Here is a 25,262-nt window from a genome sequence, read left to right as displayed (position 1 = left end):
TGTTGAGAATGTTTAACAATTTATAGTTTGACATATATAGTTTTTTTCATAATTAGGTTTTAAATTAAAAAATCAAATATAGGATATTACCTCATAATTTAAATCAAAAAATTAACGATATAATAATCTTAATCTATGGAACAAGAAAATTAAACCAAAGAAAATCAAGTATAAAAAAATAGCAATTTAGTCCAAAAATAAAAGATTTAATTTTAACAATCTATTACATCAATTTTACTAGATTTGTTAAAAAAATTGGAACTAAGAATAATATATAAATATTATTTTTTTAATAGAATTATTATATTTTCCCATCTATAAAAAAGAACATTATGTTAAAAAAAATTGTTGTCTTTATCATCATAATTTGCAGTGCCTGCCAGACAACTAAAATTAAAAATGACAACTATAAATTTTCCTCTTCTGTTGTCGAATTAGGAAGTATCGGAACATCAAAATTATCATACAATGAAAATATATTTGAGCCAAAGGGTTTGCCAAAACTGGAAAATAATATTCGAATAGAAATTGGAGTTGTTCCCTATAATCGAAAATTAAATAAAATCTATAAATCAAAAGCCAAATACAACCAGAATCAAACAAAAGTTGCTTTCATAGATAGTCTGCCTGTCAAACCTGAATTGGTAACTATTAAAATTTTAGATGTTGCTGGTTTAGTTCAGGAAATCAATGCTGATTATAATACTGCTATTTTAAAACTATTAACTGACGCTCAAAACTTAAAAATTATTTCAAGCCTTGCAATAAGTCTACCTGTTGAAGAGATCGCCAAAATTAGACAATCAGACGCTTTTTATTTAACAAATAATCAATACAAAAAATATACAATTTCTTTATTCAAAAGCGGAAAAAAAACAGATACCATAGATATTAATCCAGAAACAATTGTTGCTTATCAGGTAAGTTCTTTCTGCTGGGTTAAATCCATTAAAGGAACTTGGAATGTCGCTGATATTGTAAACGAAAACAACAGCTGTTCTGGAATCACTAAACGCAAAATAAGTGAAAAGAAAAACAACAAAGATTTGTTTGACATGTAGTTTTTCTCAGCGTTTACTAATTATATTAATTAAATATCATGCATAAAATTTTATCTAAATATTTTCTATTTCTAGTTCTTGTAACTTTTATTTCTTGCGAAGAAATATTAATGGTAGATGATATCTCTAAAAAAGAGGTATCATTAACAGCTCCCGCAAACAGTGCCGCTTTATCTTCAACAGGGGTTACATTCTCATGGGAGATCGTTGAAGGGGCTGATAAATATCAATTACAAATTGCGATTCCAAATTTTGATGCACCGCAACAAATAATACTTGACACTTTAGTCACAAAAAACTCTTACACGCAGCAATTAAATATTGGAAAATATGAATGGAGAATAAAAGCAGTCAACAGTGCTTATGAAACTCAGTATTCAAGAAGAAGTTTTGAAATTTTAAATAATGATGATTTTCAAAATAATACCGTTGTGTTATTGACACCCAGCAACAATTTAACAACAAAAACTGCTTTACAAAAATTATCCTGGGATGCTATTATTGGTGCAACAAACTATCAGCTTCAAGTTCTGGATGAAAACAATACTTTGGTAAAAGAACAAAATTCAGCAGCTACATTTTTTAATTTTACATTTGATGAGGGTAAATATACTTGGAAAGTAAGAGCCAGTAACGGAACTGCACAAACCCTTTACACTTCAAGATCAATTTTAGTAGACACGAAAGCTCCCAACACCCCAATCTTATCTAGCCCGACAAATGCAAGTACTACAACTAATAAAAGCATAGATTTTCAATGGAACAGAAATCCTGTTTCTGGAAGCGCAGAAAGAGACAGCATATACGTTTATACTGAAAGCGCATTGACCAATTTAAACTTTAAAGACCGAGGTACCAGTCTATATAATAAAACTATGACTACTGGAACATATTATTGGTTTGTAAAATCGTTTGATGAAGCCGGAAATCAAAGTGCAAGAAGTACGGTTTTTAATTTTACTATAAATTAAAACGTATTATAATTTCTTTCTCTTTATTAAATTTGGCAAAGAATTACTTGCAATATCAACTAAAAAATTACAGCTATAAAACAAAAGAAATGAACAAAAAACTAAAATTTATTTGTCTGGTTATATTATTTACTCCCTTATATATTAATGCACAGATAACAACAACACCTTTAGCTGGTGATTACAAAATCATTGATATTGGTTGGAATGGTGGAGGCGATTACACTCGAAATTTAATCTTACTTCATGAAATGTACAACGGCACATTAATAAATATGAATAACGCAATAGGTACAATTACAGCGCTTAGAGGAGCTGCATCAGCCGGTAATAGAATAAATATACTCGAAGTTAACTCTTCATCATCTTACAACAATACTACTGCTGCTATAAAATCAATTGATAATTTTAGTTATTGGACTTTAAAAACATGTATTTACAATGGAAAAAAATATTTAGCCGTCGATGTACCTTATTCAAATGCCTATCACAATTGGGGTTTTAAATTTTCTGGCTGGACAAAATCGACTGGTGAAAACATGAAATCTGTAGCGTATCAAATAAATGGAACTCCTGTAAATACAGATGTCCTTTCCAATATTGAAGATTTTACACCTAATTTAAGCGAAACTCATTCTGTAGGTAATTTTCTTGTAATGGGTAATAATGTTGGTATTGGCACAATGGTTCCTGACGAAAAACTAACCGTAAAAGGAAAAATTCACACACAAGAAGTTCGTGTTGATTTGTTAGGAGCACTAGTTCCTGATTATGTTTTTGAAAATGATTATAAACTTAAATCATTGGAGGAAATAGAAAATTATATTAAAGAAAATAAGCATTTACCTGAAGTTCCTTCTGCACAGGAAATTGAAAAGAATGGTTTAATGTTAGCCGAAATGAATATGACTTTACTTAAAAAGATTGAAGAAATGACGCTTTATATGATTGAACAAAATAAAAAAATTGAAAATCTTGAAAAGAAAATCGAAACAATCCTAACTAAATAATCCTTAAAATGAAAAAAAAATTACTTCTACTATTTACCGTTTTATTTTTTATTAAACTTTCTGCTAAATCAAATAATTTATTTTATACAACAGAATATGAAAGCAGTGTTACTTTCCCTGCAGGATATGTTGTAGGTGATTATATTGAATTTTTAAGTGTAAATCCAGCTTCTGCAGGAGCCAGTGGTTATTATCAAATTTCGATAAATTATACAAGAGGGAATGTTGCTTCAGCAGCGACTCATATTGCTTCAATATCTCATTCTAACCCGGCATTGTGGAGAGAAGCAGGGAGAGTAAATAACAACCCTTATGTAGGATCCGGGGTTAATTTTACAATTGATTGTAACACGCAATATGCAAACCCACGATTTAGAATAAGAGCAATAAATACCTTAGGAATAAACACCCCAATTACTGTTTACATAAAGGTAACGGCTTTAAACACAAATGGTATTTTTACTGCTTTAAATACTAGTGGAAATGATACAACAGTTTCTAAATTCGTTCCAATGACTTCTGATTGGGATTTATATGTCGGAAATGTTTTTATTGCAGATGGTGCAACTCTTGCCATAAAAGCCATCCAAAATGGTAATGTGGGAATTGGAACAGCAAATCCAGACGAAAAACTAACTGTAAAAGGAAAAATCCATACGCAGGAAGTCCGAGTTGATATGACTGGACCGTTAGTTCCTGACTATGTTTTTGAAAATGATTATAAACTTAAAACTTTACAAGAAGTTGAAGATTATATAAAAGAAAAAAAACATCTACCAGAAATTCCATCGGCAAAAGAAATAGAAAAAAACGGTTTGATGCTTGCAGAAATGAATATGGCTTTACTTAAAAAGATCGAAGAAATGACACTTTATATGATTGAAATGAAAAAGGAGAATGAAGAAATAAAAAAAGATATAGCAATATTAAAACAATTAGATAAATAACATGAAAAAACTGCTAACCAGCCTTATACTTTTAATCTCTATAATTTCTTACGGACAAGTTTCTGGTAATTTTGTAGTAAATGGTGATCTCGACAAATTTTATCCAGTAAAATTTATTGATGGAGGATGGGGAAATAATGTTCCAACTAATCTAATTTTAGGCAGAAGTAATGTTCATACTAATGCATCATGGAGAGGGTCGTTAATGGCTACATTTAATTTTCATACTACTGCTTGGGGAAATGGTTCTAATTTTATTGATGCTGAAGTTAAGCCTCTTATAATTACCGGTAGTAGTCCATTAATAGCTGGATGGCAAGATATCACAGCAGCATCTGGAAATAAAGAAATTATAATCTGGATTCGAGGTGGTGCAACTACTTATTATTATCAATCTAATTATGCTGTAAACCCTGTTGTGTATGATGAAGTTCAAAATCCACTCCCTTTTAATATAATCAATGGAGGCCAATTAACTTTTAAAACTGCAGTTGATACTTATGCAACAACAACCGGTACTTATCAAAGTCGAAATGCATATTTTACTGCAAATGTTGGAATAGGAACTTTAGCACCAGATGAAAAACTAACTGTAAAAGGAAAAATCCACACGCAGGAAGTGCGAGTTGATATGCTTGGGCCATTAGTTCCTGATTATGTTTTTAAAAACGATTACAAGCTTAAAACTTTAGAAGAAGTTGAAAATTATATTAAAGAAAATAAGCATTTACCTGAAGTTCCTTCTGCAATAGAAATTGAAAAGAATGGTTTAATGTTGGCTGAAATGAATATGACTTTACTTAAAAAGATCGAAGAAATGACGCTTTATTTAATTGAGCAGGAAAAGAAAAACAATAAACAATCAGATGAGATTGAAATATTAAAAAAGGAAAACGAAACTTTTAAATCTATTCTTGAAAGACTAACTCAATTAGAACAAAAAATAAAATAAAATCCAAATGAAAAAAATATTACTTCTTACCCTAATTTCATTCCATTCATTCATGAGTGCTCAAACTTTTGATGGTAATTTGGGCTCTAACAGCTTAAAGTGGGCCACTGAACAAAAAGATTTCAACAGTCTTCCGCGAGTTGGAATCACGCCAATGTCCTTAAAGTTATGGGATAATTATGGAGGAACAAATGCTCCTTCAACTTATGGTTCATTATTAGAAATTTATGGAAAGGCTGGACATTTAGTTTCTCAATTATACTTTAAAAGTACCTGGGAAGGTGGTAGAATAATGTATAGAAGTGCATTTTATAATCAGAATACCTGGGATGAATGGCGAAATCTATTAGACTCTAAAAGTGATGTTGAGTCAGCAGGAAACTTAAAAATTACAGGAACTAGCAATAGCTATATCTCAGGTGGAAATTTTGGAATTGGAACAACTGCCCCACAAAACAAACTCCAAATTGGGGAATTTAATAATGGAGGTACTTCAAAACTATCTATACCGGGAGTATATAATTTTGAAGAGCTAAAGTTAGGCCAGTATGGTAATGGTCAAAGCGGCCTAGAAATGATTACACATGCAGATCAAACAAAATCTTTTGGCATTAGATTTTATAGTGGGACAGATACTGGTGTTAACGGTTTACTGATTCAAACTGCAGATCCTGCGACTTCAGCACAAAATTTAACTTACACATCAAAAATGGTTGTAACCTTAAATGGCAACGTTGGAATTGGTACTTTAACAACAGGAACACATAAACTGGCTGTAGAAGGATCTATTGGTGCAAGAGAAATAAAAGTTCAGGCAACTGGCTGGTCAGATTTTGTTTTCAAAAAAGAATATAATTTACCAACACTTGAAGAAGTGGAAAAACATATTGCAGAAAAAGGTCATCTAAAAGACATTCCAAGCGAAGAAGAAGTTTTAAAAAATGGAATTAATCTAGGGGAAATGAATTCTAAATTGCTTCAAAAAATTGAAGAGTTAACTTTATATTCTATTCAGCAAAATAAAAAAATTGAAGAGCAGGCAAAAGAGATTGAAGCATTAAAAGCTTTAGCTTTGCGAATAGAAAAAATCGAAAAAGAATTAGGTCAAAAATAGGTTATTAATGAAAAACAAAAAAAACATATACGTTCTTTTACCACTCGTTTTATTTGTTTGGGGTGCTGTTTTGTTTCAGGTATTTTCGTTTACAAGTTCAAATGAAATAATCCCTGAAAACAATTCCGAATTTAATTTTAAACCTTTAAAAGTTAATAAAAGAGAATCTTTTACTATTAATGTAAATTATAGAGATCCTTTTTTAGGAAAAATGTACAATCCTGAAACTGTATCCTCTGCAAAAGCAGCTAAAGCTAAAACTCCAAAAGTTATTAAACAGCCTGAACCTTTGGTTTGGCCAAATATTGTATACAAAGGTTTAATTACTGATACAAAAGGTAAAAGCAAAATCTACATGCTTATTATTGATGGTAAAAACTACTATATGAAAATTGGCGATACAGAAAACGAAATTTTCCTTAAAGATGGTGGCAAAGAATCTGTATATGTTAAATACAAAGGTAATCTTAATCTTATAATGCTTCAGGATTGAAATTGAAACTTAAATCTGGTGCTTTGCAGTTTACGGTTTTTATTGCTGTATTAATTGCTTTGCTTCTCGCTAGCCTTGTTTTATATGCATATACATTTATATACATGAAAGAGCAGTCAAAAGGAGCCATTGAAAATATCCAGATTGCAGATATAGGAATCCAGTCACTTTTAGAGCAAAAGGAATTAAATAGTGACACGGTCACAATTGATTTCATAAAAAAAGAAAATCAAACCATAAAAACCCATTTATCTCAATGGGGAGTATTTCAAAAAGGGGTCACAATAACACAATTCCGCAAAAAAAAATTTACCAAAACTGCTATAATAGGATCTCTTATCGTAGCAGACAAATCCCCTACTCTTTTTTTACAAGAGACACATAATGCACTGACTGTAGTGGGAAGTACCAAAATTCAAGGTATTGCTTATCTGCCAACCCAAGGTGTAAACTCAGGTTATATTGGAGGTAACAGTTACTATGGGACTCAATTAATTTACGGACGTATTGAAAAAAGTACTTCCGAACTGCCAAAACCGGAAAAAGCTTTTCTTGATGCCTTAAATTTTTATCTAAAAGAATATAAAATAGATCGCCAGGAAGATTATATCAATCTAAATTCGTCTGTGAAAATTACAAATTCTTTTAAAGAAAAAACAAACGGATTTTATTCTCAGAATGCCATAACACTTGAGAACAAAATTATATCTGGAAATATTATAATTAAATCAGAAACGGCTATTAAAGTTAGAAAAACTGCTTTATTAAATGACTTAATCTTAATTGCGCCTATTATTGAAATTGAAGATGAAACAATTGGAAGTTTTCAGGCTATTGCATCTAAAAAAATCACATTGGGCAAAAAATGTAATTTAAGCTACCCATCGGCTTTACTTCTATTTCAGGACAATAAAAATAGTGTCAGTGATAACTCTAATTATAATACTTTATCAGAAAATCAAATCTTTATTGGAGAAGGAAGTATTTTAAAAGGATGCGTAACTTATATCCAGACAAAAGAAACATCCGATTTTCAGACCCAAATTGTATTAGAAAAAGATTCAAAAATAAAAGGCCAGGTCTATTGTAATGGCAATTTTGAAATAAAAGGAACCGTTTCCGGATCTGTTTATACTAAACAATTTGTGGCAAATCAGGCTGGGTCTATTTTTATGAATCACGTTTATAATGCTACTATTGAAAACGAAACTGTACCGGCAATTTATGGAGGAATAATTTTAGAGCAACAACCTAAAACTGTTTTGAAATGGTTATACTAAAAAAAATAAAATCGGCAACATTGGTCGAAGCCATTGTAGCTACAGTTTTAGTAGTCATTATTTTCATTGTGGCAAGTTTAATATTAAACAATCTAGTCTTTAATACCTTCTCTAAAAACACCCATGGTATTGAAACCCGAATTAATGAACTTGAATATGAAGTTCAAAATAATACTATCAAATTACCCTATCAGGAAGAATATAAAAATTGGAATATCAGCATTGAATTGGAAGCTGTATCGACGAAAAAGATGATTTCGATTTCAGCAGTAAATAACATTTCCAAAAAAGAAATTACAAAACAACAAGTAATATGGCTGCAGGAAAATTAAAATCGTTTACATTGTCAGAGATGATAGTAGTTATGATTATTACTGCTATTGTAGTCGGTATGGCATTTAGTGTTTTGCGGATTGTTCAAAAGCAAATTCATACCATTCAAAACAATTTTGAAAAAACGAGTACTCTGGCGCTCTTCGAACAAAAACTTTGGCAGGATTTTAATGAACCACATAATATAATGTATGATAGCGATAAACAGTTATTAATAATGATTTCAGAAATTGATACGGTAACATATTCCTTTCAGGACAAATTTAGCATGCGAAATCGTGACACAATTAAATTGAAAATTGCTCCGAGAAAAGCTTTTTTTAAAGGAAAAGAAATAAGCAATGGACAAATAGATGCATTATCAATATTTGCTGAAACAGAACTACCCGATTATCAAATTTTTGTTTCGAAAAAAAATGATTTAACCTTTTTTATGAATCAGGAAGATGGCCTTTAAAATAGAAAACACACCCAATAAAAAAGCTGTTCAATCTAAAAATGAGAATAGTATCGAGAGTCTGTTAAAAAAAGAAATCACTCTTTTTGGTGACAGTTTCAATAATAAAAAGAAACAGGCTTTTTATCTTGAACTTGCTGTTTTACTAAAAGCTGGAGTTAGTTTTAAAGAAGGATTATCGTTGATTATCGAGTCATTAAAGAAAAAAACAGATAAAGATTTAATCCAGACAATTCTAAATGATGTAGTGAATGGAAGGCCTTTTTCTGATGCTTTAATGACTTCAAAATCATTTACAGAATATGAATATTATTCTATACAAATTGGGGAAGAAACTGGAACTACAGCACAGGTATGTGAAGAACTTGGTCGTTTTTTTGAACGCAAAAATGAACAAAAAAGAATTATTGTAGCTGCACTCACCTACCCTTCTATTGTATTGAGTACAGCGGTTTTGGTTGTTATTTTTATGTTGAGTTATGTCGTACCTATGTTTCAGGATATTTTCAAACAAAACAATATGGAACTACCTTTTTTGACACAGATGATTGTAAAGTTATCGATCTGGACCAAAACATACGGACTCTACTTTTTCTTGGCAATAATTATTTTTATTTTTTCAACTCAGTTTTTTAAAGACAATCATAAGTACAAAAAAGCATTGCATTATTTTCTTATAAAAATTCCAGTTTTAGGGCCTTTTATGACAAAGGTTTATCTGGCACAATTTACTCAGGCAGTAACACTTCTTACAACCGCTAAAGTTCCGTTATTGAACAGTATTCAAATGGTCAAGAAGATGATTCGTTTTGTACCGCTTCAAGAAGCACTTGAACAAGTAGAAAATAGTATTTTAAAAGGAAATAGTTTAAGTGCCAGTTTAAAAAACACTCCTCTTTTCGATAACCGAATTATATCTCTCGTAAAAGTAGCCGAAGAAACCAACCAGACTGAATATGTATTCAAGCAGTTAAGCGAACAGTACAATCAAGAAGTGGTGCAGCAGTCTAAAGTTATGACTACTGTTCTTGAACCCTTTATTATTCTTTTTGTTGGAATTTTAGTCGCTGTTTTATTGGTTGCTATGTACTTACCAATGTTCCAGTTGAGTAGTGCTATTAGTTAATTTATAAATCAAAATATACATATCAACAATAAAGTTTTTTTTGTTAATATTTATCAAAATAAATAAGTAATCTTTTAACAAAATTAAACTAAACTTGTATTTTCTTACATATCGCATTAAAATTATTTAACATTTTTAATAATTATTATCTTAATATGCTCAAAACATCTTTTTTAAAACTAATGCTTTTTACATTAGTTATTTCTAATGCAGTTTTTTCTCAAGTCACTAAAGATCTTCCTAATTATTTTCCTGTAAGTCCAAATGCTGCTTCCTTTGCGAAAGAAGGATTATTTCCTGTAGATTATTCAACAGGAAAGATAAACATTAGCATTCCGTTATATACTATAAAAACTAACGAACTAACAGTTCCTATCGATTTAAATTATAACAGTGCAGGTATACAACTAGACGAACTTGCTTCTTGGGTAGGTTTAGGGTGGAATTTAAATGCTGGAGGCGCAGTTGTACGAAATGTAAAAGGGGTTCCTGATAATGGAAATACGATCCCTAACATTGTCAATTCTCCCTTTACAGCTGCAGCTTATAATATTTTATTTAATCAATACAACCCATATTGGACAGGATCTAGTGGGACTGATTCAGCATATGATGAATTCATTGTAAATGCTCCTGGATTATCGGGAACATTTTATTTTGTTAACAAAGTAGCGATTTTTAAAGATCTACAGAATACTGTAGTTAAAACTTCCTCCTCTAACAATGGTTTGTATGGAAACACACAAACATTAGAAGTAACTAAAAGTGATGGAACAATTTATCGTTTTGGACAAGATCTTGCTGGCTACAATGCAAATGAAATAACTCATAACAATTCAGATGTAAATAAAGCAGATTATATCTCAACCTGGTATCTAACAGAAATAATTCCTGCAAATAGTAAAGCTCCTAACGGCATTATATCATTCAAATACAAAACACTTGCTAACGTGTTTGATTATCAAATAGTAACAGGCGAACAGTTAGTTGACAACGATATCAAAACAAATATTACACCTGCATTAAAATCTATTTTCCCTGAAAAAACAAGTTCGAGTAGACAATTTTTAACATCTATAAACTTTAATAATGGGATTGTTGAATTTACTTCTAATCAAAATAGGCAAGATTTAACAGACGATTACAAATTAGATAAAATAAGTATATATAGTCTTAAAGGTATTACAAAGACTTTAATTAAAGACTATAGTTTTGTTTATGATTATTATAATAGATCAGGAGGATCTAGAACAACTACTGATCCAAATGATGGAATAGGAAATCTAAATTCTTATAATTCTTCTAAAAACATTAGTAGTCGTGATAAATCATTAAAACTTACTCAAGTTATAAATAATACACTAAATGTAAAACATATATTTGAGTATGAAGGTACAACCCTTCCGTCAAGAGGTACAACAAAAAAAGATTATTGGGGCTATATCAATGGCAATTCAGGAAACTTATGTCCTCCTACTTTGATAAGTCGAAGATTTATAGATATAGGCCCAGCGTCCCTTTATTATACAGTAGGAAATGGAGACAGGAGTGCTAATGAAAACTTAATGAAATCTGGTATTTTACAAAAAATAACTTATCCAGAAGGTGGGTATTCTACTTTTGAATATGAAGCTAATAGATATTTTGAATATGTTACAACTCCTATTGTAACTGATAAATCAGCTACTGCTATCGCCTATGGTAGTGGTTGTAATTACAATGCAGGCCCTAATACTAGTACCACCACTTTTACTCCATCATCGACTTACGTTCAGGGCAGTGGGAAAATTACATATGGTTTTACCGAAGCTACTCAGGAAAATGGTCCTAATACAAAAGTAACCTTTGGTTCAACAATATATTTTCGACCAAACCCTAGTGGATCGAAATATCCTGCTGGTAGTGGGACTGTGATTGAAAATTTTGGAACGAGTACATATACTCTAGGTGCGTATGAATATAGAAGTGGTTTTATGGGAGCTGCTGGATGTCCTTTTAGTTATATAACAGCGAGCTGGAAAGAAGTTACTGATCCTGGAACACCTGTTTTAACCGCAAGATTACTTGGAGGCTTAAGGATAAAATCTGTAAAAAGTTATGATGGTAAAGACAGTAATGCTATTTATACTAAATCATACGAGTATGCTACAGAAAATCCTTTAGTTAAAGAAGGGAATGGTACATATGTCAGAGGTATGTTTACTGAAAATAGGAAAAGTGATATTATTCCTGTTTTGTCCACTTCAGCCCTTTTTGATAACAATAGTGGAGGCTCTCCATCTATTACTTATGGAAAAGTAACAGAAATAGAATCTAATGCAGATAATACACAACAAAACGGTAAAACAGAATATTATTATGAAAACATACCTGTAACCCGACTTTTCGATATAAATACAGGAAATTTACCAACTCTTTTTCAAAGCCCTGGTTTCAATATTGCTCAAGCTTATGATATTGGTCTTGCTTCAAGATCTTTAACTAATTTTGCTTTTTATAAAAATGATCTATGGAACCAAGGATCTTTATTAAAGAAAAATATTTATAAAACAGATACAGCACCTAATACATATAAGATAATTCATAGTACTATTAATCAATATACGGTATTAAAAGAATCAACACTATCATATAATATTGTTTTTAATAGTTATCCTATACCTGTTTTTCCTAATGAATATACAGTATCATTTAATCAGCCTTATAGTCAAGGAAGCGATTTTCATTCCGGAATGTTCTATTATGCAGTAGGACAAACTTCACAAGGAAAAAAAGAAATTACTTCTACAACAGAAATCGAATACGATGATAACGAAAACCCAACAAACCAAAAAACAACTACTTACAGTTATCAAAACCCGCTTCATTATCAGCTGACCAAAACTGAAACCATAAACAGTAAAAACGAAACATTAAAAACACAGCTGAGCTACCCTCAAGATTTAGTTTCTACTGGGCAGACAACAGAGATGCAAGGTTTAATAAACCTAAATAAGATTGATAAACCAATCAAAACAGAAACTTTTGTCAATAATGTACAGACATCTGAGTCTATTACTAAATACGGACAGAGTACGGCTACCGGGAACCTGCTTTTACCAACTGAAATTCACTCTTCAAAAGGATTAGTCGAAACTTTTCCTTTCAATAATACAAACCGTAAAATAAACTTTACGTTATATGATACTGATGTAATAAACAGTGTTAGTTTAGGAAATGGGAATGTCCTGGAATATTCCCTTGAAAATGGTACACCTGTTTCAATTATCTGGGGATATAACAAATCACAGCCTATTGCCAAAATCGAAAATGCTAACTACAGTCAGGTTTCGTCCTATGCAGCAAACCTTCAGAGTCTTTCGAATACCGGAACTGAAGCTGACTTAATTACTGCTCTTAATGCTTTAAGAACAGCGCTGCCAAATGCAATGGTCACAACCTATACCTATCTGCCCCTTGTTGGCGTTAGCACCATAACAGATCCAAAAGGAGATAAGATCATTTATACTTATGACAGCGCCGGAAGGTTACAATTTGTAAAAGATGCACAAGGTAATTTGATTTCTGAAAACCAATACCACTATAAAAACTAATATCACGATGAAAAATATCTTAAAACATATCCATATCTGCCTTTTATTGGTTTTTATATCATTTAAAGCAATAGCGCAAGTACCAGCAACTATAACAAAAAGCAATTATACCGTTACCGGTACAGAGACACTTATCGCCACACAGAGTATAACTTTACTGCCGACAACGGCAATACAAGCCGGAAGTACTTTTTTAGCTACAGTTAATGCCGATTCTTATATTCCGCTAAATTTCTCAAACGAAAATTATATTTTCACCAGAACTTTTCAAACCCCAATGACAAGTACTTCCGGAATATTAAATAATAAGGATGTTATAGAATCTATTGGTTATTTTGACGGACTGGGAAGACCTGTACAAAATATTGCAATTAAAGCTTCTCCAGGTAAACAGGATATTGTAACACATATTGGTTATGACGGATTTGGAAGACAGGATAAGGATTATCTTCCTTTCATGGCAACAGCAGGAACAATTGCTTCCTATAGAACCGGAGCTGATTCAAGTACAAATAGTTATTATGTTTCAAATTATCCTACAGATATCAACAGCACAACCCCTAACCCATTTTCTCAAAAAAAGTTTGAAGATTCCCCTTTAAACAGGGTTTTACTGCAGGGTGCACCAGGAAGTGCCTGGGCTGTTAATTCTGGACATGAAGTAAAAGTAGATGAGATCGCTAACACAGCAGCGGAAAACGTTAAACTTTTTACCGCTGTAACGACCTGGAATGCTGCGCAGGGAATATATGATATAAGTTTAGGCAACAGCACTGCAAATGTTTATTATACAGCCAACCAGCTTTATAAAACTGTAGTAAAAAATGAAAACTGGACTTCAGGAACTAACAATACTACTGAGGAATTTAAAGACAAAGAAGGCCGTATTATACTAAAAAAAACGTACGGAAATTCTATGGTGAATCTGGTTTTAACCAATACTTCGCATGAAACTTATTATGTTTATGATATATACGGCAACTTAACGTATGTTATCCCTCCAAAAGCCGATGGAGCAATCTCAGCAGCAGTTTTAAATGACTTGTGTTACCAATATAAATATGACGATCGTAACAGGCTCGTAGAGAAAAAACTGCCTGGCAAGGATTGGGAATATATAGTGTATGATAAATTAGACAGACCAGTCCTGACACAGGATGCTAACCTAAGACCTGCCAATAAATGGCTTTTTATCAAGTATGACGCTTTCAGCAGACCCATATACACTGGTGAATATGTAAATGCTGTGCAGGTAACCAGAGCAGCGGTTCAAACACTGGCTAATACAGGCACCACTTTATTTGAAAATAAAGTTGCAGCTCCTTTAACCATTAATAGTACTTCTGTAAATTACTCGAATAATGCTTTCCCAAATACGGGATTGGATTTGTTTACCATAACATACTATGATGATTACAGCAACATAGACCTTGATGGAGGAGTTTCTGTTCAATCTTATGGCGTTACCCCTATTACCAATGCAAAAGGGTTAAATACCTGCTCAAAAATACGTGTCTTAGGCACCAGCAGCTGGATTACCAATGTTAACTATTATGATGCAAAAGGAAGGCCTGTTTATAATTACAGTAAAAACAATTACTTGACAGTGACCGCGACTGTAAAAACAAAACTTGATTTTATTGGTAAGCCTATAGAAACAACCAGTACACATCAAAAAGGAACAGACCCCCAGATTACATTAGTAGATGTTTTTGATTACGATCATGTCGGACGCTTATTGACACAGAAACAAACCATAAACAGCCAGACACAGGAAGTTATCGCTGATAATGCCTATGATAATCTAGGACAGTTAATGTCAAAAGGGGTTGGAGGTAAAATCACCCAGTCACGACTGCAGAGTATCGATTATACTTATAATGTGAGAGGCTGGCTAAAAGGGATCAATAATGTTACTACACTTGGAAGCAAGTTATTTGCTTTTCAAGTTAACTACAATACCCCAACTTCCGGAACACCATTGTTTAACGGAAACATCAGCCAGACTTTTTGGAAAACCGCCAATACTGACAGCAGTTTAAAAAATTATACCTATTCGTATGACCAGTTAAACCGATTAACCCAAGCAACAGACAACTCAGCTGTGAATACCGGAAGATATAACGAAGGTTTAAGTTATGATAAAAATGGAAATATCATGAGTATCCTTAGATTAGGAAACACAAATGCAGCAGCAACCACTTTTGGCACTATGGATAATCTGGCTTATACCTACGACACAGGAAACAAACTTATTAAAGTAGAAGATACCTCAGGCAGTACAGAGGGTTTTAATAACGGAAGCAGTACAACGACAGAGTATACTTATGATAGTAACGGCAATATGAAAACTGATGCCAATAAAAAAATTACTGCTGTAAGTTATAACCATTTAAACCTTCCTACTTCTGTCACTATAAACGGCGGTACAATAAATTATGTTTATGATGCTGCTGGAGGAAAACAGCGAAAAACTGTAAGCACAGGAAGCAGTACCGATTATGCTGGGAGTTTTGTTTATGAAAATAATATTTTAAAGCAGTTCTCTCAACCTGAAGGATATATAGTTTACAATGCAGGAATTTATAATTATATTTACCAGTACAAAGACCATTTAGGAAATATCCGTTTAAGCTATCAGGACAAAGACAATAACGGTGCTGTAAACAGCAGTGAAATTGTACAGGAAAACAATTATTATGCTTTTGGACTGACGCAGAAAGGATATAATGGTGCAGTAAATGGTACAGACAACAAATTCAAATATAACGGAAAAGAACTGCAGGATGAAAATATCGGCGGCGTACAGTTAAATATGTATGACTACGGGGCAAGAAACTATGATCCTGCTCTTGGGCGTTGGATGAATATTGATCCGCTGGCTGAGATTTCGAGAAGAAACTCTCCATATGTTTACGCTCTTAATTGCCCTGCCTTTTTTATAGACCCTGACGGAATGGCAAATGCTTCAAATAGAGGAATGGATAATGATAAAGGCACTAAAAAGGAACCTGTAGAATTAAATCTAGCACAGAATTATAATGACGAAGGAAAATATAGAGAGGATGACCCTAATCCAAACCATCAACCTTCAATTAAAGATTTTAATTATGAACCTAATTATATTTCAGGTGGAGAAAAAGAAATAAAAAGCGGATCAGGAAAAGGGGAGAAAAGAAAAGGTGGAAAAGGAAAAAGTGGAAAGAAAGAAAAATATGCACCATGGCAAAAAAAGGGACAAAAAGTAATTAAAGCACTAGATACTTGGCTGGCTGATCATACATACGTACAAGCTTCAACGTCACTTAAAATTGGAACATATTATGATGTAGGATTAAAACATACGGCACGGGTTACAATAGGAGAATATAATGAATGGGGATATTCATGGTCTAATCAAGAAGGTCTGGACAAGATTAAAACACATAAAATTGTTGTAGGAGGAGGTGCGGAAGGTGGAGCTCAATATACTTACGATAAAAAGGAAGGTCATTCTTTTTCTGCAGGATATGGAATTATTTCGTATGAAAAATCAGAAGACTCTCAATTTATAGGAATTAATGTGAATTATAGCCAAGGAATTGGTATTGGTGGTGAAGGAGGATTCAAAATAGGAATTAAATTTTAATTTTATGAAAAAAATATCTAGTAAAACAACGTATTTTCGAAAGAAAATTGTACCAATCATTCTTTTAATTAATGCTTTAATATTACTTTTTGGTTTTACCATCTTTGATTTGACTTTTAAAAATTTAGCATTTATTTTTTTTCCAACTTTAATTTTTCTATTTGCATGGATATTTAATTTTAGAAAATTAGAAGAAGTTTATTTAGGCAATAAATATCTTCTAATTAAGAATGAAAAGGTATTATTCGAAAATATTCTTTCTATTGATAAAAAAAGTTCATTTCGTTATGAACTCACTTATCAAACAGCTAATACAGTAAAATCGGTTATATTTATGGTTGACTCATTTCCTAAATATCCTACTTCAACTCCAGATTTTCTAAAAGAAATTAAAGAATTTATCGAAAAAGATAAAGATAAGTAGTAAAAACAAATATTTACATTTAAGCCATTCCATACGGAGTGGCTTTTTTGTTCCGATAGAGGCTTACAATACTGTTCAAAGATTTATCAGGACGTTTTAGCTAAAAATAACATTAAACCATCAATGACAGATGGATATGACTCTTATCAAAAATACTTTAGCAGAAAGAATAAATGGAATATTAAAAAATGAGTTTTTAATTTATAAATGCAAAGATGGAACTACATTAGAAAAACTTATAAACAACTCTATAAGTAGTTACAATACAAAGAGACCACATTTAAGTTTAATGATGCAGACTCCAAATTTTGTACATGAAAAAACCAGCCAAGAAAACCTGACTGGTTAATATGAATTTTTCCTGTAAAATCTGCCAATCTATTTTAGGACAACTCAAATATTGTATAAAAAATTTACTTCTCCCCCAACAACAACTTCTCCAAATAAGCATTTTTCTCTTTCTCAGGTTCTAACAAATACTCATAAAGCTTTTTGTTTTCCTCATAAACTTCAACTAATTTATCAAGTAGATTGAATGTACAATAATTATTTCCTTAATCCTGCTTTATAAAAACCAATTCCTCATCATAATTCGCAATACTTACCAAAGCATTATAAATATACTTACTCACCAAAGCACCACCTTCAAAATTAATTAAGTCAATATCATCTTCTGGCGTATGATATTGCGGATGTCCGCCTGTATGGAAACCTATAGCAGAAATCGAAGCTTTGTAAAAAGAAACATGATCAGATCCGCCAACATCTCCTGCGAAAACAACCGAGTTTAATCCGCTGTTTTGACCTAGTTTTTTCATGAGTTCAACTCCGTTTGGAAAAGTTCCTGCGCCGCCCATATAGATTTGTTTTTCGGCATTTAATCTTCCTACCATATCCATATTCAGCATTACTTTTACAGCTTCTTTTTTGATCGGTAAATGATTTATAAAATATTTTGAACCTAATAATCCTTCTTCTTCTCCGCTGAAAGAAATAAAAATAATACTTCTTTTAGGCTTGATTTTCAACTTCGAAACTTCTTCCAAAATACACAACAAAGCCGAAACTCCAGATGCATTATCATCTGCTCCGTTATGAATCGCAACGGTATCTTTCTTTTTGCTTCCAGAACCGCTTCCGCCCCAACCCCAATGATCGTAATGTGCACCAATAACGATAAATTCGTTTTTGAGTTTTTCGTCAGATCCTTCAATATATCCTAAAACATTTTGAGTCGAAACACTATCTGATTTTGTTTTGTTAATTCCTTCTTTTACAAAAACTTTAAAAGGCTGATAATAGTTGCAATTAAATTCTTTTAATCTATACTTTTTAAAATATTTTTTGATGTAAGATGCTGCGTCGTTATTTCCTTTTGTTCCAACGAAACGACCTTCTAATTTATCTGAAGAAAGATATTTATCGTGTTTATAAAATGTCTGGGCTAAGTTGCTTTTTTGAGCATTTGTTATAAAGCTAAAAAGTAACAAACCGTAAACAAAGTTGATCTTTTGCAAAAATTTCATAATTAATTTAGTTGTCTAAAATTAGCACACGGATGACACGGATTTGCTTCGCAAAGACGCGGGTGGACACAGATTTTTATTATAAAAAAATATAAAAAGAAATCCGTTTTAATCAGCGTCTTTGCGAAGCAAATCCGTGTCATCCGTGTGCCAATAAATTTATTTAAGTTCAAAAATTTTATCCATTAAAATCCATTTTTCCCCAGATTTGGCTTGTGGTAAAGCTTTTTGGAATTTCCACATTAGCGTTTCCCATTCCTGTACTTTTGGATTTTCGGCATCTTGTTTTGTTTTTTCTGTAAATGAGAAATCGTCATTGGCTTCGATAATCATAAACAAACGATCGCCGACATTGTAAATCTCTAAATTGATAATTCCCGAATCTTTAATGCTCTTCTGAATTTCAGGCCAGACATTTTTATGGTAATCGATATATTCAGCAATTAAATCTGGGTGGTTATTTAAGTCTAAGGCAAGACAGTGTTTTTGCATAATGCTGTTTTTAAAATTTATTTTAAATCAAATATTGTATGCTTGATAAACTTTCTATTATAAGTATACAAAATATGAATCTTTTTATCAGAAATCTGAATAATCGCCGGATAACTAAATTCACCTTCCGGTTGGTTTTCTAAATCAAATAATTTGCTCCAATTTACACCATCTTTAGAATATTCTACATCCAAAACATTTCTTCCGTTAAACCAGTCTTTTCCCATCTTAAGTGGATTATTCACCAATAAAAAAGATTTATTTGATAAAGTTACGGCATCAACTCCAGAATTTGAATTTACAACATTAATGCTGTCTGTTTTCTGCCATGTTTTGCCATTATCTTCAGACCAGGATGAGATTAATTTATTATGTCGGCTTCGGGATAAAATCTGAATTTCTTTATCAGAATGAACTAAAAAAGTTGGCTGAATAATATCGAAATTCTTCTTATCGTTAATATCTGTAATAGTCCAGCTGTCTGTCGCTTCATTATAAGTTTCTATAAAAACTCTCCATTTATTATCGTCGACACTTTCTGTGCTGCTTCCGCATAAAATAATTCCGGGAATAGTTTCGATGGGTTTATTCCGAATTGGTCCTAAAATTCCTTTTGGAAGATATTTTGGATTACTCCAACTCTTTCCATCGTCTTTAGAAACAATCATTGCACCAAACCATTCTCGCGGATTTTTACCCACTTTATAAAATAAATACAAATTCTGACTTTTACTTTTAAACAAAACCGGGTTCCAGCATGGCAGTGTATCTCCGTCTCTAATTAAAGGTTCAATCAGTTTTTTTGGTGCCGACCATTTTTTTTCTTTATAAGATGAAATATAAATACTGACATCTTTTGCTCCTTCATATTTTCCGCCAAACCACGCTGCCAAAAGTGTATTATTTTCTAACTCCACCAATGTTGAGGCATGACTGGCCGCTGTAACCGGATTTGCTGCAATATAATTTTGAGTAATATTAACTGCTTTAGGTTCGGTTTTAATTGATTTACAAGCAAGAAAAACAGAAACTAATAAAACAATCGACCCATATTTTTTTAAATTCATAATCTGACTTTTATATAAAACAAAAGGAGAGTTTCCTCTCCTTTTGAATTTTTAAGTAAAGATTGTGTGGATCTTTACTCAACCAAATAATTATTTTGTATCCCACCAAAGTTTAGTTCCTCCAGAATCAGGACCTCCAAGTTTTGAGATTCCGTCTGTAACTGCATCTTTGTTTGAAGAATATTCGTTTGTAACATAAATTATACGTTTCATTAAGCTTTTTCCAACTCCCGGATCATTATTGTCTGTATTCAACGGCGGATAAATAACTTTCGCATCACTTCTACGTAAATCTGACCAGGCTTCCCAAGATTCTGGGAAAATCGCTAAATACTTTTGAACTGCAATTTGTGTACGCTGATTTGCTTCTGTTGAAGACCAAGCCACAGGTAATTTTACCGGAATATCTTGTAAGTCTAAAGTTGGATAAACAGTAAGTACGTTTGGTAAAGTTGGCAAAGTTGATCCTGCAATGTAAGCGTTAATTGCTGTATTATCAACAATTCCCCATTGCTGTAAAGACAATCTAATACCAGTTTCGTATAAACTTTGAGCAGTTCCACCCATGTTCCATCCGTTTAAAGCTCCTTCTGCTCTGCTTAAATAATTTTCAGAAGCCATGAAGATTTCAATATTTTTAGATTCACTAAGATTTCCTGCAGCTCCGTTACCCATAACATCATTATTGAAAGCTGAGAATTTAGTCGTTCCAAACTGATCTTGTAAACCTCCAATAGGCTGTCCTCTGTAAACTCCTGTATCGATTGGAGCAAACCATTTTGCTAAGCGTGGGTCGTTGTATCCTACCAAAATACTTTCCATAGAAGAAGTCATTACATAACCCCAGCTGTTTACAATCATATTTAAATTGTTTGGAGTAATGTTGCTTGCTTTGAAATAAGCACTTTGATCGTTTGTCTGCATTACACCTGCAGCTACAGCAGCTTCTGCTTCTGTTTTTGCTTGTGCAGGTTCTTTATCAGAAATTCTTAAAGCTAAACGAAGTCTTAAACTGTTTCCAAAAACTCTCCATTTTGCCACACTTCCTGCATACACTCTGTCGTTTGGCTGAAATGAAGCCACAGTTGTTAAAGAAGAAGACGATAATGTAGCATTTGCTTCGTTCAATAATTTAAAAAAGTCTGTATAGATAAATTCTACGCTGTCATAAGCTACTTTCTCTTTTCCGTTTCCTGCTTCAGTATAAGGAATTGGTCCGTAAGCATCAACCATTTGATTGTACATAAAAACTTTCCAGATTTTAAGAACTGCCAAAGCTTCAGCGTTTCCTTCAGATGCTTTAATAGCATTGTTTAAAGCCGGAACTGCAACGGTGTAAAATCTTGTCCATCCACGGCCTTCGTAGCCGTTTACGAATGCATTTCTCTCAGTACCATATCTACAATCTAAATATTGAACAAAAGTAGAAGATAAAATACCTGTAGCAATACCCCAAGTTCCCTGATCATCAACACCTGGCGATGAATAAGATCCGTTATGAATACCCGCATAAAGCGCAGATGCAAATGAAGGTCCTGCTAACGTAGCATCTAACTGATCCTCAGTCAATGAATTAGGATCTTTGTTTATTTCATCAAAGTCGCCGGTACAGCTTGATAAAATCGAAACTGCCATTAATGCAACTCCTAACGTTTTTATTTTAAAACTATATTTCATGATATCTCTTTATTTAATTAAAATCCAAATTTAACATTAACTCCATAATCTCTCGTTGAAGGAATGTTGAAAGATTCTATACCCTGCAGGTTTCCTGTTCCTGCTCCTGCCTCTGGATCAAAATATTTAGCTTTGTTCACGAAGAAGAATAAATTTCTTCCCACTAATGAAAAATCAACATTTGTAAATCCTGAATTACCCAATAAACGTTTTGGTAAAGAATACCCAAAAACAAGTTCTCTTAATCTGATGTTTGTTGCATCATAAATAAAAGGTTCTGCAATAGGGGTTCTTTGTCCAATAGCTGTCCAGTATTGCTCTGCTGTAATACTTGTAGTATTTGGAGAATAAGTACCGTTTCCGTTAGAAACAACACCATCAACAACAATGCCGCCTTCTCTTCCTGCTAAAGTAACGTCACTAACTCCTAAACCAGCTTGTCTGGCCTGAGTGTATGAAATAACTTCACCGCCAATTCTAAAATCAACTAAGAAGCTTAAAGAGAAATCTTTGTATTTAAAGTTATTTTTGAAACCTGCTGTCCAGTCTGGGTTAAAATTACCAGCACGAACATCAAAACCATTTGTTGCTAATGGAATACCTGCACTGTTTACAATAATATTTCCATTTGGATCTCTTTGGAAACCTTTAATGTATAAATCTCCGTATTCGCCTCCTTGAACAACTTTACTTCTTACCAAACGTCCTTCTCCCAAAACTAATTCATCTCTACCATCATAAATCGATTTTACTTTAGATTTATAAGAAGCGTAGTTTGCTGTAATATCCCAGCTAAAATTTTCTGTTTGAATAGGAGTCGCAGTAAGTGTAAGCTCGATACCTTTATTTTCAATATCTCCACCATTTACAATAGCTCTTGAATATCCAGAAGCCTCAGGAGTATTGATATAGAAAATCTGGTTATCAGTTAATGTGTTAAAGTATGTAAAATCTAAACCTAAACGATTATTAAAGAATCTAACATCGGCACCAAATTCTGTAGAAGAAGAGATCTCCGGTTTTAAGTTTGGATTAGCTTTAGTACTTTGTCCGTATAACATACCACCATTTCCTCCAATGTATGAAAATCTTTGCTGTGTTTGATAAGGATCAGTATCGTTACCAACTTGCGCATAAGAAGCTCTTACTTTTGCAAAACTAATTACTTCTGGTAATTTAACCATATCAGAAATAACAGCTGATAAACCTACAGAAGGGTAAAAATAATCTGTTGGTAAAGTAGATGACCAGTCATTTCTAGCCGTTAAATCTAAGAATAAATAGTTTCTGAAACCAATCTGACCAAATCCATAAACAGAGTTAATTCTTTTTTCTGAAGCTGTAGAAGTAGATTGAATTGTTTGTACGTTAGACAATGCAAAATAGTTTCTCTTACTTAAAACTCCTCCTGAATTTAAAGCTGAATTACTTTGCTGCAATGAGCTGGCACCAGCATTAAGTCCCACAGAAAAATCTCCAAATTTTTCATTGTAAGAAAGTAAAGCATCAATATTCAATTCACTTACTGTTTCATAAGATTCGCTGTATGAACCTAAGTTATTATTGAATGCTATAGTTGCATATCTGTTTCTTACGTTTTTGTTTGTCATTTGGTCTAAACCAGCTCTACCCTGTAAACTTAACGTTTTTGTAAATTCGTATTTAAGAGAAGCTAAACCAATAAATCTGTTTCTTTTATCTGTACGAGCATCATCACGTAATGCAGACCAGAATGGGTTTCCTCCAGGAGATCCAGTTTCGTCAACAAAATAATTTACTTGTCTTTGTCCTGCAGCATCAAAATATTCGAAGTTTTTATAATCGTTATAAGCGATACTACGAGGTAATAAATAAGCAGATGTTCCGATAGATTCTTCACCAGTTCTCAATAAATTATCGATATCCTGAACGATGTAGTTTGTTTTTACATCTAATGATAATTTATCAGAGATTTTACTAGTCAATCTTAAGTTAAGATTGTGTCTGTCTAATTGGTTTCCGCCAACAATACCTTCAGCGCGCGTGTTAGTGTAAGAGAAATAACCCTGCGCTTTTTCGTTACCAGCTGTAACCGTTAAAGTATTAGCTAAATTGTAACCCGTTTTGTAAAAATCAATAACGTTGTTTGGCTGTGGAGAATAACTTTGTGTAGCCGGTCCTGTATAATTTGGGTTGCGAACTAACTGCCAGTTTGAAACCTGACTTCCGTCTAATCTTCCTCCCCAGCTTGAGGTAGAAGTTGGATTGTAAACTCCATTTGTTCCCTGACCATACTCATTTTGTAAGTTCATCAGGTTGTAAGCAGATGAAGCCATGAAATTAGAAGATACCGAAACAGATGTTTTTCCTGATTTTCCTGATTTTGTTGTAATTACGATAACACCATTACTCGCTCTTGATCCGTAAAGAGCTGCTGCAGAAGGTCCTTTCAAAACAGTCATCGAAGCAATATCCTCCGGGTTGATGTTTGAAATACCGTCTGGCTGTGTAGTTCCTCCCGTATCAATATCCGGGTTTGTTGTAGTTGTACCGTTACTAATAGGCACACCATCTACTACATATAGCGGCTGGTTGTTTCCGTTAAGAGATCTGTTACCTCTTAATGTAATTCTTGAAGAAGAACCAACACCATTTGAAGTTGTAGAGTAGTTAAGACCTGCAACCTTACCTGATAGTGAGTTAGCAACGTTTAATGATCTTGCTTCTGAAAGCTCGTCTACTGCAATGTTTTGAGCTGAGTAAGTAATTGCTTTTTTCTCTCTTTTAATACCAAGAGCAGTTACTACTACCTCTCCTAATTGTTGTGCCGAAGCGCCTAAAGCTGCATTAATGGTAGTTTGACTTCCTACGGCTACTTCTTTTGAAGCTGAGCCAACATAAGAGAAAACCAAAACTGCTGATTGATTCGGAACAGTAATAGAGTACTTACCATCAAAATCTGATGATGTACTTGTTTTTGTTCCCTTAACCACAACATTTGCCCCAGGGATCGGAATTCCGCTTTGAGCATCTGTTATCGTTCCTTTTACTGTTGTTTGTGCCTCTAGATTTTGAAATCCAAATAAGCATATCACAAACAGTAATTTTAGTACGTTCTTGATCATATTTAGT

The 25,262-nt window shown here is 32.8% G+C and carries 19 protein-coding genes and 2 pseudogenes; 15 read left to right on the top strand and 6 right to left on the bottom strand.

What is annotated here, in order from left to right:
- The first annotated feature begins 332 nt into the window (after window positions 1-332).
- From ASD98_RS09590 to ASD98_RS09520, 15 genes and pseudogenes are all read left to right on the top strand, one after another.
- Window positions 333-1,061 carry a hypothetical protein gene (locus tag ASD98_RS09590; RefSeq protein WP_056203505.1) on the top strand — a complete coding sequence of 243 codons (729 nt, stop codon included), beginning with the start codon at window positions 333-335 and terminating at the stop codon, window positions 1,059-1,061.
- A gap of 38 nt (window positions 1,062-1,099) precedes the next feature.
- Window positions 1,100-2,032: a hypothetical protein gene (locus tag ASD98_RS09585; protein WP_056203503.1), complete on the top strand. Its 933-nt coding sequence runs from the start codon at window positions 1,100-1,102 to the stop codon at window positions 2,030-2,032.
- Between the two features lie 89 nt (window positions 2,033-2,121).
- Window positions 2,122-3,042 (top strand): tail fiber protein, encoded by a 921-nt coding sequence (locus ASD98_RS09580; RefSeq protein WP_128414814.1) that lies wholly within the window; start codon window positions 2,122-2,124, stop codon window positions 3,040-3,042.
- An 8-nt stretch (window positions 3,043-3,050) separates the two neighbouring features.
- Window positions 3,051-3,989: a tail fiber protein gene (locus ASD98_RS09575; protein WP_056203498.1), complete on the top strand. Its 939-nt coding sequence runs from the start codon at window positions 3,051-3,053 to the stop codon at window positions 3,987-3,989.
- A 1-nt stretch (window position 3,990) separates the two neighbouring features.
- Complete coding sequence (locus ASD98_RS09570; RefSeq protein ID WP_056203496.1) at window positions 3,991-4,941, top strand: tail fiber protein; 951 nt, start codon at window positions 3,991-3,993, stop codon at window positions 4,939-4,941.
- 7 nt (window positions 4,942-4,948) lie between these two features.
- Window positions 4,949-6,055, top strand: coding sequence for a pyocin knob domain-containing protein (locus ASD98_RS09565; protein ID WP_128414813.1), 1,107 nt, complete (start codon window positions 4,949-4,951; stop codon window positions 6,053-6,055).
- Window positions 6,056-6,062: 7 nt separating this feature from the next.
- A complete protein-coding gene (locus ASD98_RS09560; RefSeq protein ID WP_056203491.1) occupies window positions 6,063-6,548 on the top strand; it encodes a hypothetical protein in 486 nt (161 codons plus the stop codon).
- A 2-nt stretch (window positions 6,549-6,550) separates the two neighbouring features.
- Complete coding sequence (locus tag ASD98_RS09555) at window positions 6,551-7,828, top strand: hypothetical protein (protein ID WP_242412094.1); 1,278 nt, start codon at window positions 6,551-6,553, stop codon at window positions 7,826-7,828.
- Window positions 7,816-8,160 carry a hypothetical protein gene (locus tag ASD98_RS09550; protein ID WP_056203485.1) on the top strand — a complete coding sequence of 115 codons (345 nt, stop codon included), beginning with the start codon at window positions 7,816-7,818 and terminating at the stop codon, window positions 8,158-8,160. The genes ASD98_RS09555 and ASD98_RS09550 overlap by 13 nt, the downstream gene beginning before the upstream one ends.
- Window positions 8,142-8,618 carry a type II secretion system protein J gene (locus tag ASD98_RS09545; RefSeq protein ID WP_056203482.1) on the top strand — a complete coding sequence of 159 codons (477 nt, stop codon included), beginning with the start codon at window positions 8,142-8,144 and terminating at the stop codon, window positions 8,616-8,618. The genes ASD98_RS09550 and ASD98_RS09545 overlap by 19 nt, the downstream gene beginning before the upstream one ends.
- Complete coding sequence (locus tag ASD98_RS09540; protein WP_056203480.1) at window positions 8,608-9,744, top strand: type II secretion system F family protein; 1,137 nt, start codon at window positions 8,608-8,610, stop codon at window positions 9,742-9,744. Before ASD98_RS09545 ends, ASD98_RS09540 begins: the two co-directional genes overlap by 11 nt.
- A gap of 182 nt (window positions 9,745-9,926) precedes the next feature.
- On the top strand, window positions 9,927-13,337 hold the full coding sequence (locus tag ASD98_RS09535; protein ID WP_128414812.1) for an RHS repeat domain-containing protein: 3,411 nt from the start codon (window positions 9,927-9,929) through the stop codon (window positions 13,335-13,337).
- A gap of 7 nt (window positions 13,338-13,344) precedes the next feature.
- Complete coding sequence (locus ASD98_RS09530) at window positions 13,345-16,965, top strand: DUF6443 domain-containing protein (protein WP_056203475.1); 3,621 nt, start codon at window positions 13,345-13,347, stop codon at window positions 16,963-16,965.
- 4 nt (window positions 16,966-16,969) lie between these two features.
- Complete coding sequence (locus ASD98_RS09525; RefSeq protein ID WP_056203473.1) at window positions 16,970-17,389, top strand: hypothetical protein; 420 nt, start codon at window positions 16,970-16,972, stop codon at window positions 17,387-17,389.
- 51 nt (window positions 17,390-17,440) lie between these two features.
- Window positions 17,441-17,738: pseudogene (locus ASD98_RS09520) on the top strand (transposase); the annotation flags it as partial.
- 64 nt (window positions 17,739-17,802) lie between these two features.
- On the opposite strand, the pseudogene ASD98_RS24570 reads toward ASD98_RS09520, so the two are convergent.
- From ASD98_RS24570 to ASD98_RS09495, 6 genes and pseudogenes are all read right to left on the bottom strand, one after another.
- Window positions 17,803-17,937 (bottom strand): annotated as a pseudogene (locus ASD98_RS24570) (transcriptional regulator); the annotation flags it as partial.
- A 6-nt stretch (window positions 17,938-17,943) separates the two neighbouring features.
- Entirely contained in the window at window positions 17,944-18,915 is a 972-nt protein-coding gene (locus tag ASD98_RS09515) for a M20/M25/M40 family metallo-hydrolase (RefSeq protein WP_056203466.1), read from the bottom strand.
- A 159-nt stretch (window positions 18,916-19,074) separates the two neighbouring features.
- Window positions 19,075-19,407: an L-rhamnose mutarotase gene (locus ASD98_RS09510; RefSeq protein ID WP_056203463.1), complete on the bottom strand. Its 333-nt coding sequence runs from the start codon at window positions 19,405-19,407 to the stop codon at window positions 19,075-19,077.
- A 17-nt stretch (window positions 19,408-19,424) separates the two neighbouring features.
- Entirely contained in the window at window positions 19,425-20,474 is a 1,050-nt protein-coding gene (locus ASD98_RS09505; RefSeq protein WP_056203460.1) for an exo-alpha-sialidase, read from the bottom strand.
- Window positions 20,475-20,564: 90 nt separating this feature from the next.
- The gene (locus ASD98_RS09500) at window positions 20,565-22,151 is read right to left on the bottom strand and encodes a SusD/RagB family nutrient-binding outer membrane lipoprotein (protein ID WP_056203457.1); all 1,587 of its coding nucleotides are present in this window, start codon (window positions 22,149-22,151) and stop codon (window positions 20,565-20,567) included.
- A gap of 17 nt (window positions 22,152-22,168) precedes the next feature.
- On the bottom strand, window positions 22,169-25,255 hold the full coding sequence (locus tag ASD98_RS09495) for a SusC/RagA family TonB-linked outer membrane protein (protein WP_056203455.1): 3,087 nt from the start codon (window positions 25,253-25,255) through the stop codon (window positions 22,169-22,171).
- Between the last annotated feature and the right edge of the window lie 7 nt (window positions 25,256-25,262).

This window comes from Flavobacterium sp. Root186, assembly GCF_001428525.1.
GTDB lineage: Bacteria > Bacteroidota > Bacteroidia > Flavobacteriales > Flavobacteriaceae > Flavobacterium.
This window is presented reverse-complemented; position numbering and strand designations above follow the sequence as displayed.

Coding starts and splice junctions, on each gene's coding strand:
- ASD98_RS09540 (WP_056203480.1), top strand. CDS start 8,608: ATGGCCTTTAAAATAGAAAACACACCCAATAAAAAAGCTGTTCAATCT.
- ASD98_RS09535 (WP_128414812.1), top strand. CDS start 9,927: ATGCTTTTTACATTAGTTATTTCTAATGCAGTTTTTTCTCAAGTCACT.
- ASD98_RS09575 (WP_056203498.1), top strand. CDS start 3,051: ATGAAAAAAAAATTACTTCTACTATTTACCGTTTTATTTTTTATTAAA.
- ASD98_RS09495 (WP_056203455.1), bottom strand. CDS start 25,255: ATGATCAAGAACGTACTAAAATTACTGTTTGTGATATGCTTATTTGGA.
- ASD98_RS09585 (WP_056203503.1), top strand. CDS start 1,100: ATGCATAAAATTTTATCTAAATATTTTCTATTTCTAGTTCTTGTAACT.
- ASD98_RS09525 (WP_056203473.1), top strand. CDS start 16,970: ATGAAAAAAATATCTAGTAAAACAACGTATTTTCGAAAGAAAATTGTA.
- ASD98_RS09565 (WP_128414813.1), top strand. CDS start 4,949: ATGAAAAAAATATTACTTCTTACCCTAATTTCATTCCATTCATTCATG.
- ASD98_RS09500 (WP_056203457.1), bottom strand. CDS start 22,151: ATGAAATATAGTTTTAAAATAAAAACGTTAGGAGTTGCATTAATGGCA.
- ASD98_RS09505 (WP_056203460.1), bottom strand. CDS start 20,474: ATGAATTTAAAAAAATATGGGTCGATTGTTTTATTAGTTTCTGTTTTT.
- ASD98_RS09510 (WP_056203463.1), bottom strand. CDS start 19,407: ATGCAAAAACACTGTCTTGCCTTAGACTTAAATAACCACCCAGATTTA.
- ASD98_RS09515 (WP_056203466.1), bottom strand. CDS start 18,915: ATGAAATTTTTGCAAAAGATCAACTTTGTTTACGGTTTGTTACTTTTT.
- ASD98_RS09560 (WP_056203491.1), top strand. CDS start 6,063: ATGAAAAACAAAAAAAACATATACGTTCTTTTACCACTCGTTTTATTT.
- ASD98_RS09580 (WP_128414814.1), top strand. CDS start 2,122: ATGAACAAAAAACTAAAATTTATTTGTCTGGTTATATTATTTACTCCC.
- ASD98_RS09550 (WP_056203485.1), top strand. CDS start 7,816: ATGGTTATACTAAAAAAAATAAAATCGGCAACATTGGTCGAAGCCATT.
- ASD98_RS09545 (WP_056203482.1), top strand. CDS start 8,142: ATGGCTGCAGGAAAATTAAAATCGTTTACATTGTCAGAGATGATAGTA.
- ASD98_RS09530 (WP_056203475.1), top strand. CDS start 13,345: ATGAAAAATATCTTAAAACATATCCATATCTGCCTTTTATTGGTTTTT.
- ASD98_RS09570 (WP_056203496.1), top strand. CDS start 3,991: ATGAAAAAACTGCTAACCAGCCTTATACTTTTAATCTCTATAATTTCT.
- ASD98_RS09590 (WP_056203505.1), top strand. CDS start 333: ATGTTAAAAAAAATTGTTGTCTTTATCATCATAATTTGCAGTGCCTGC.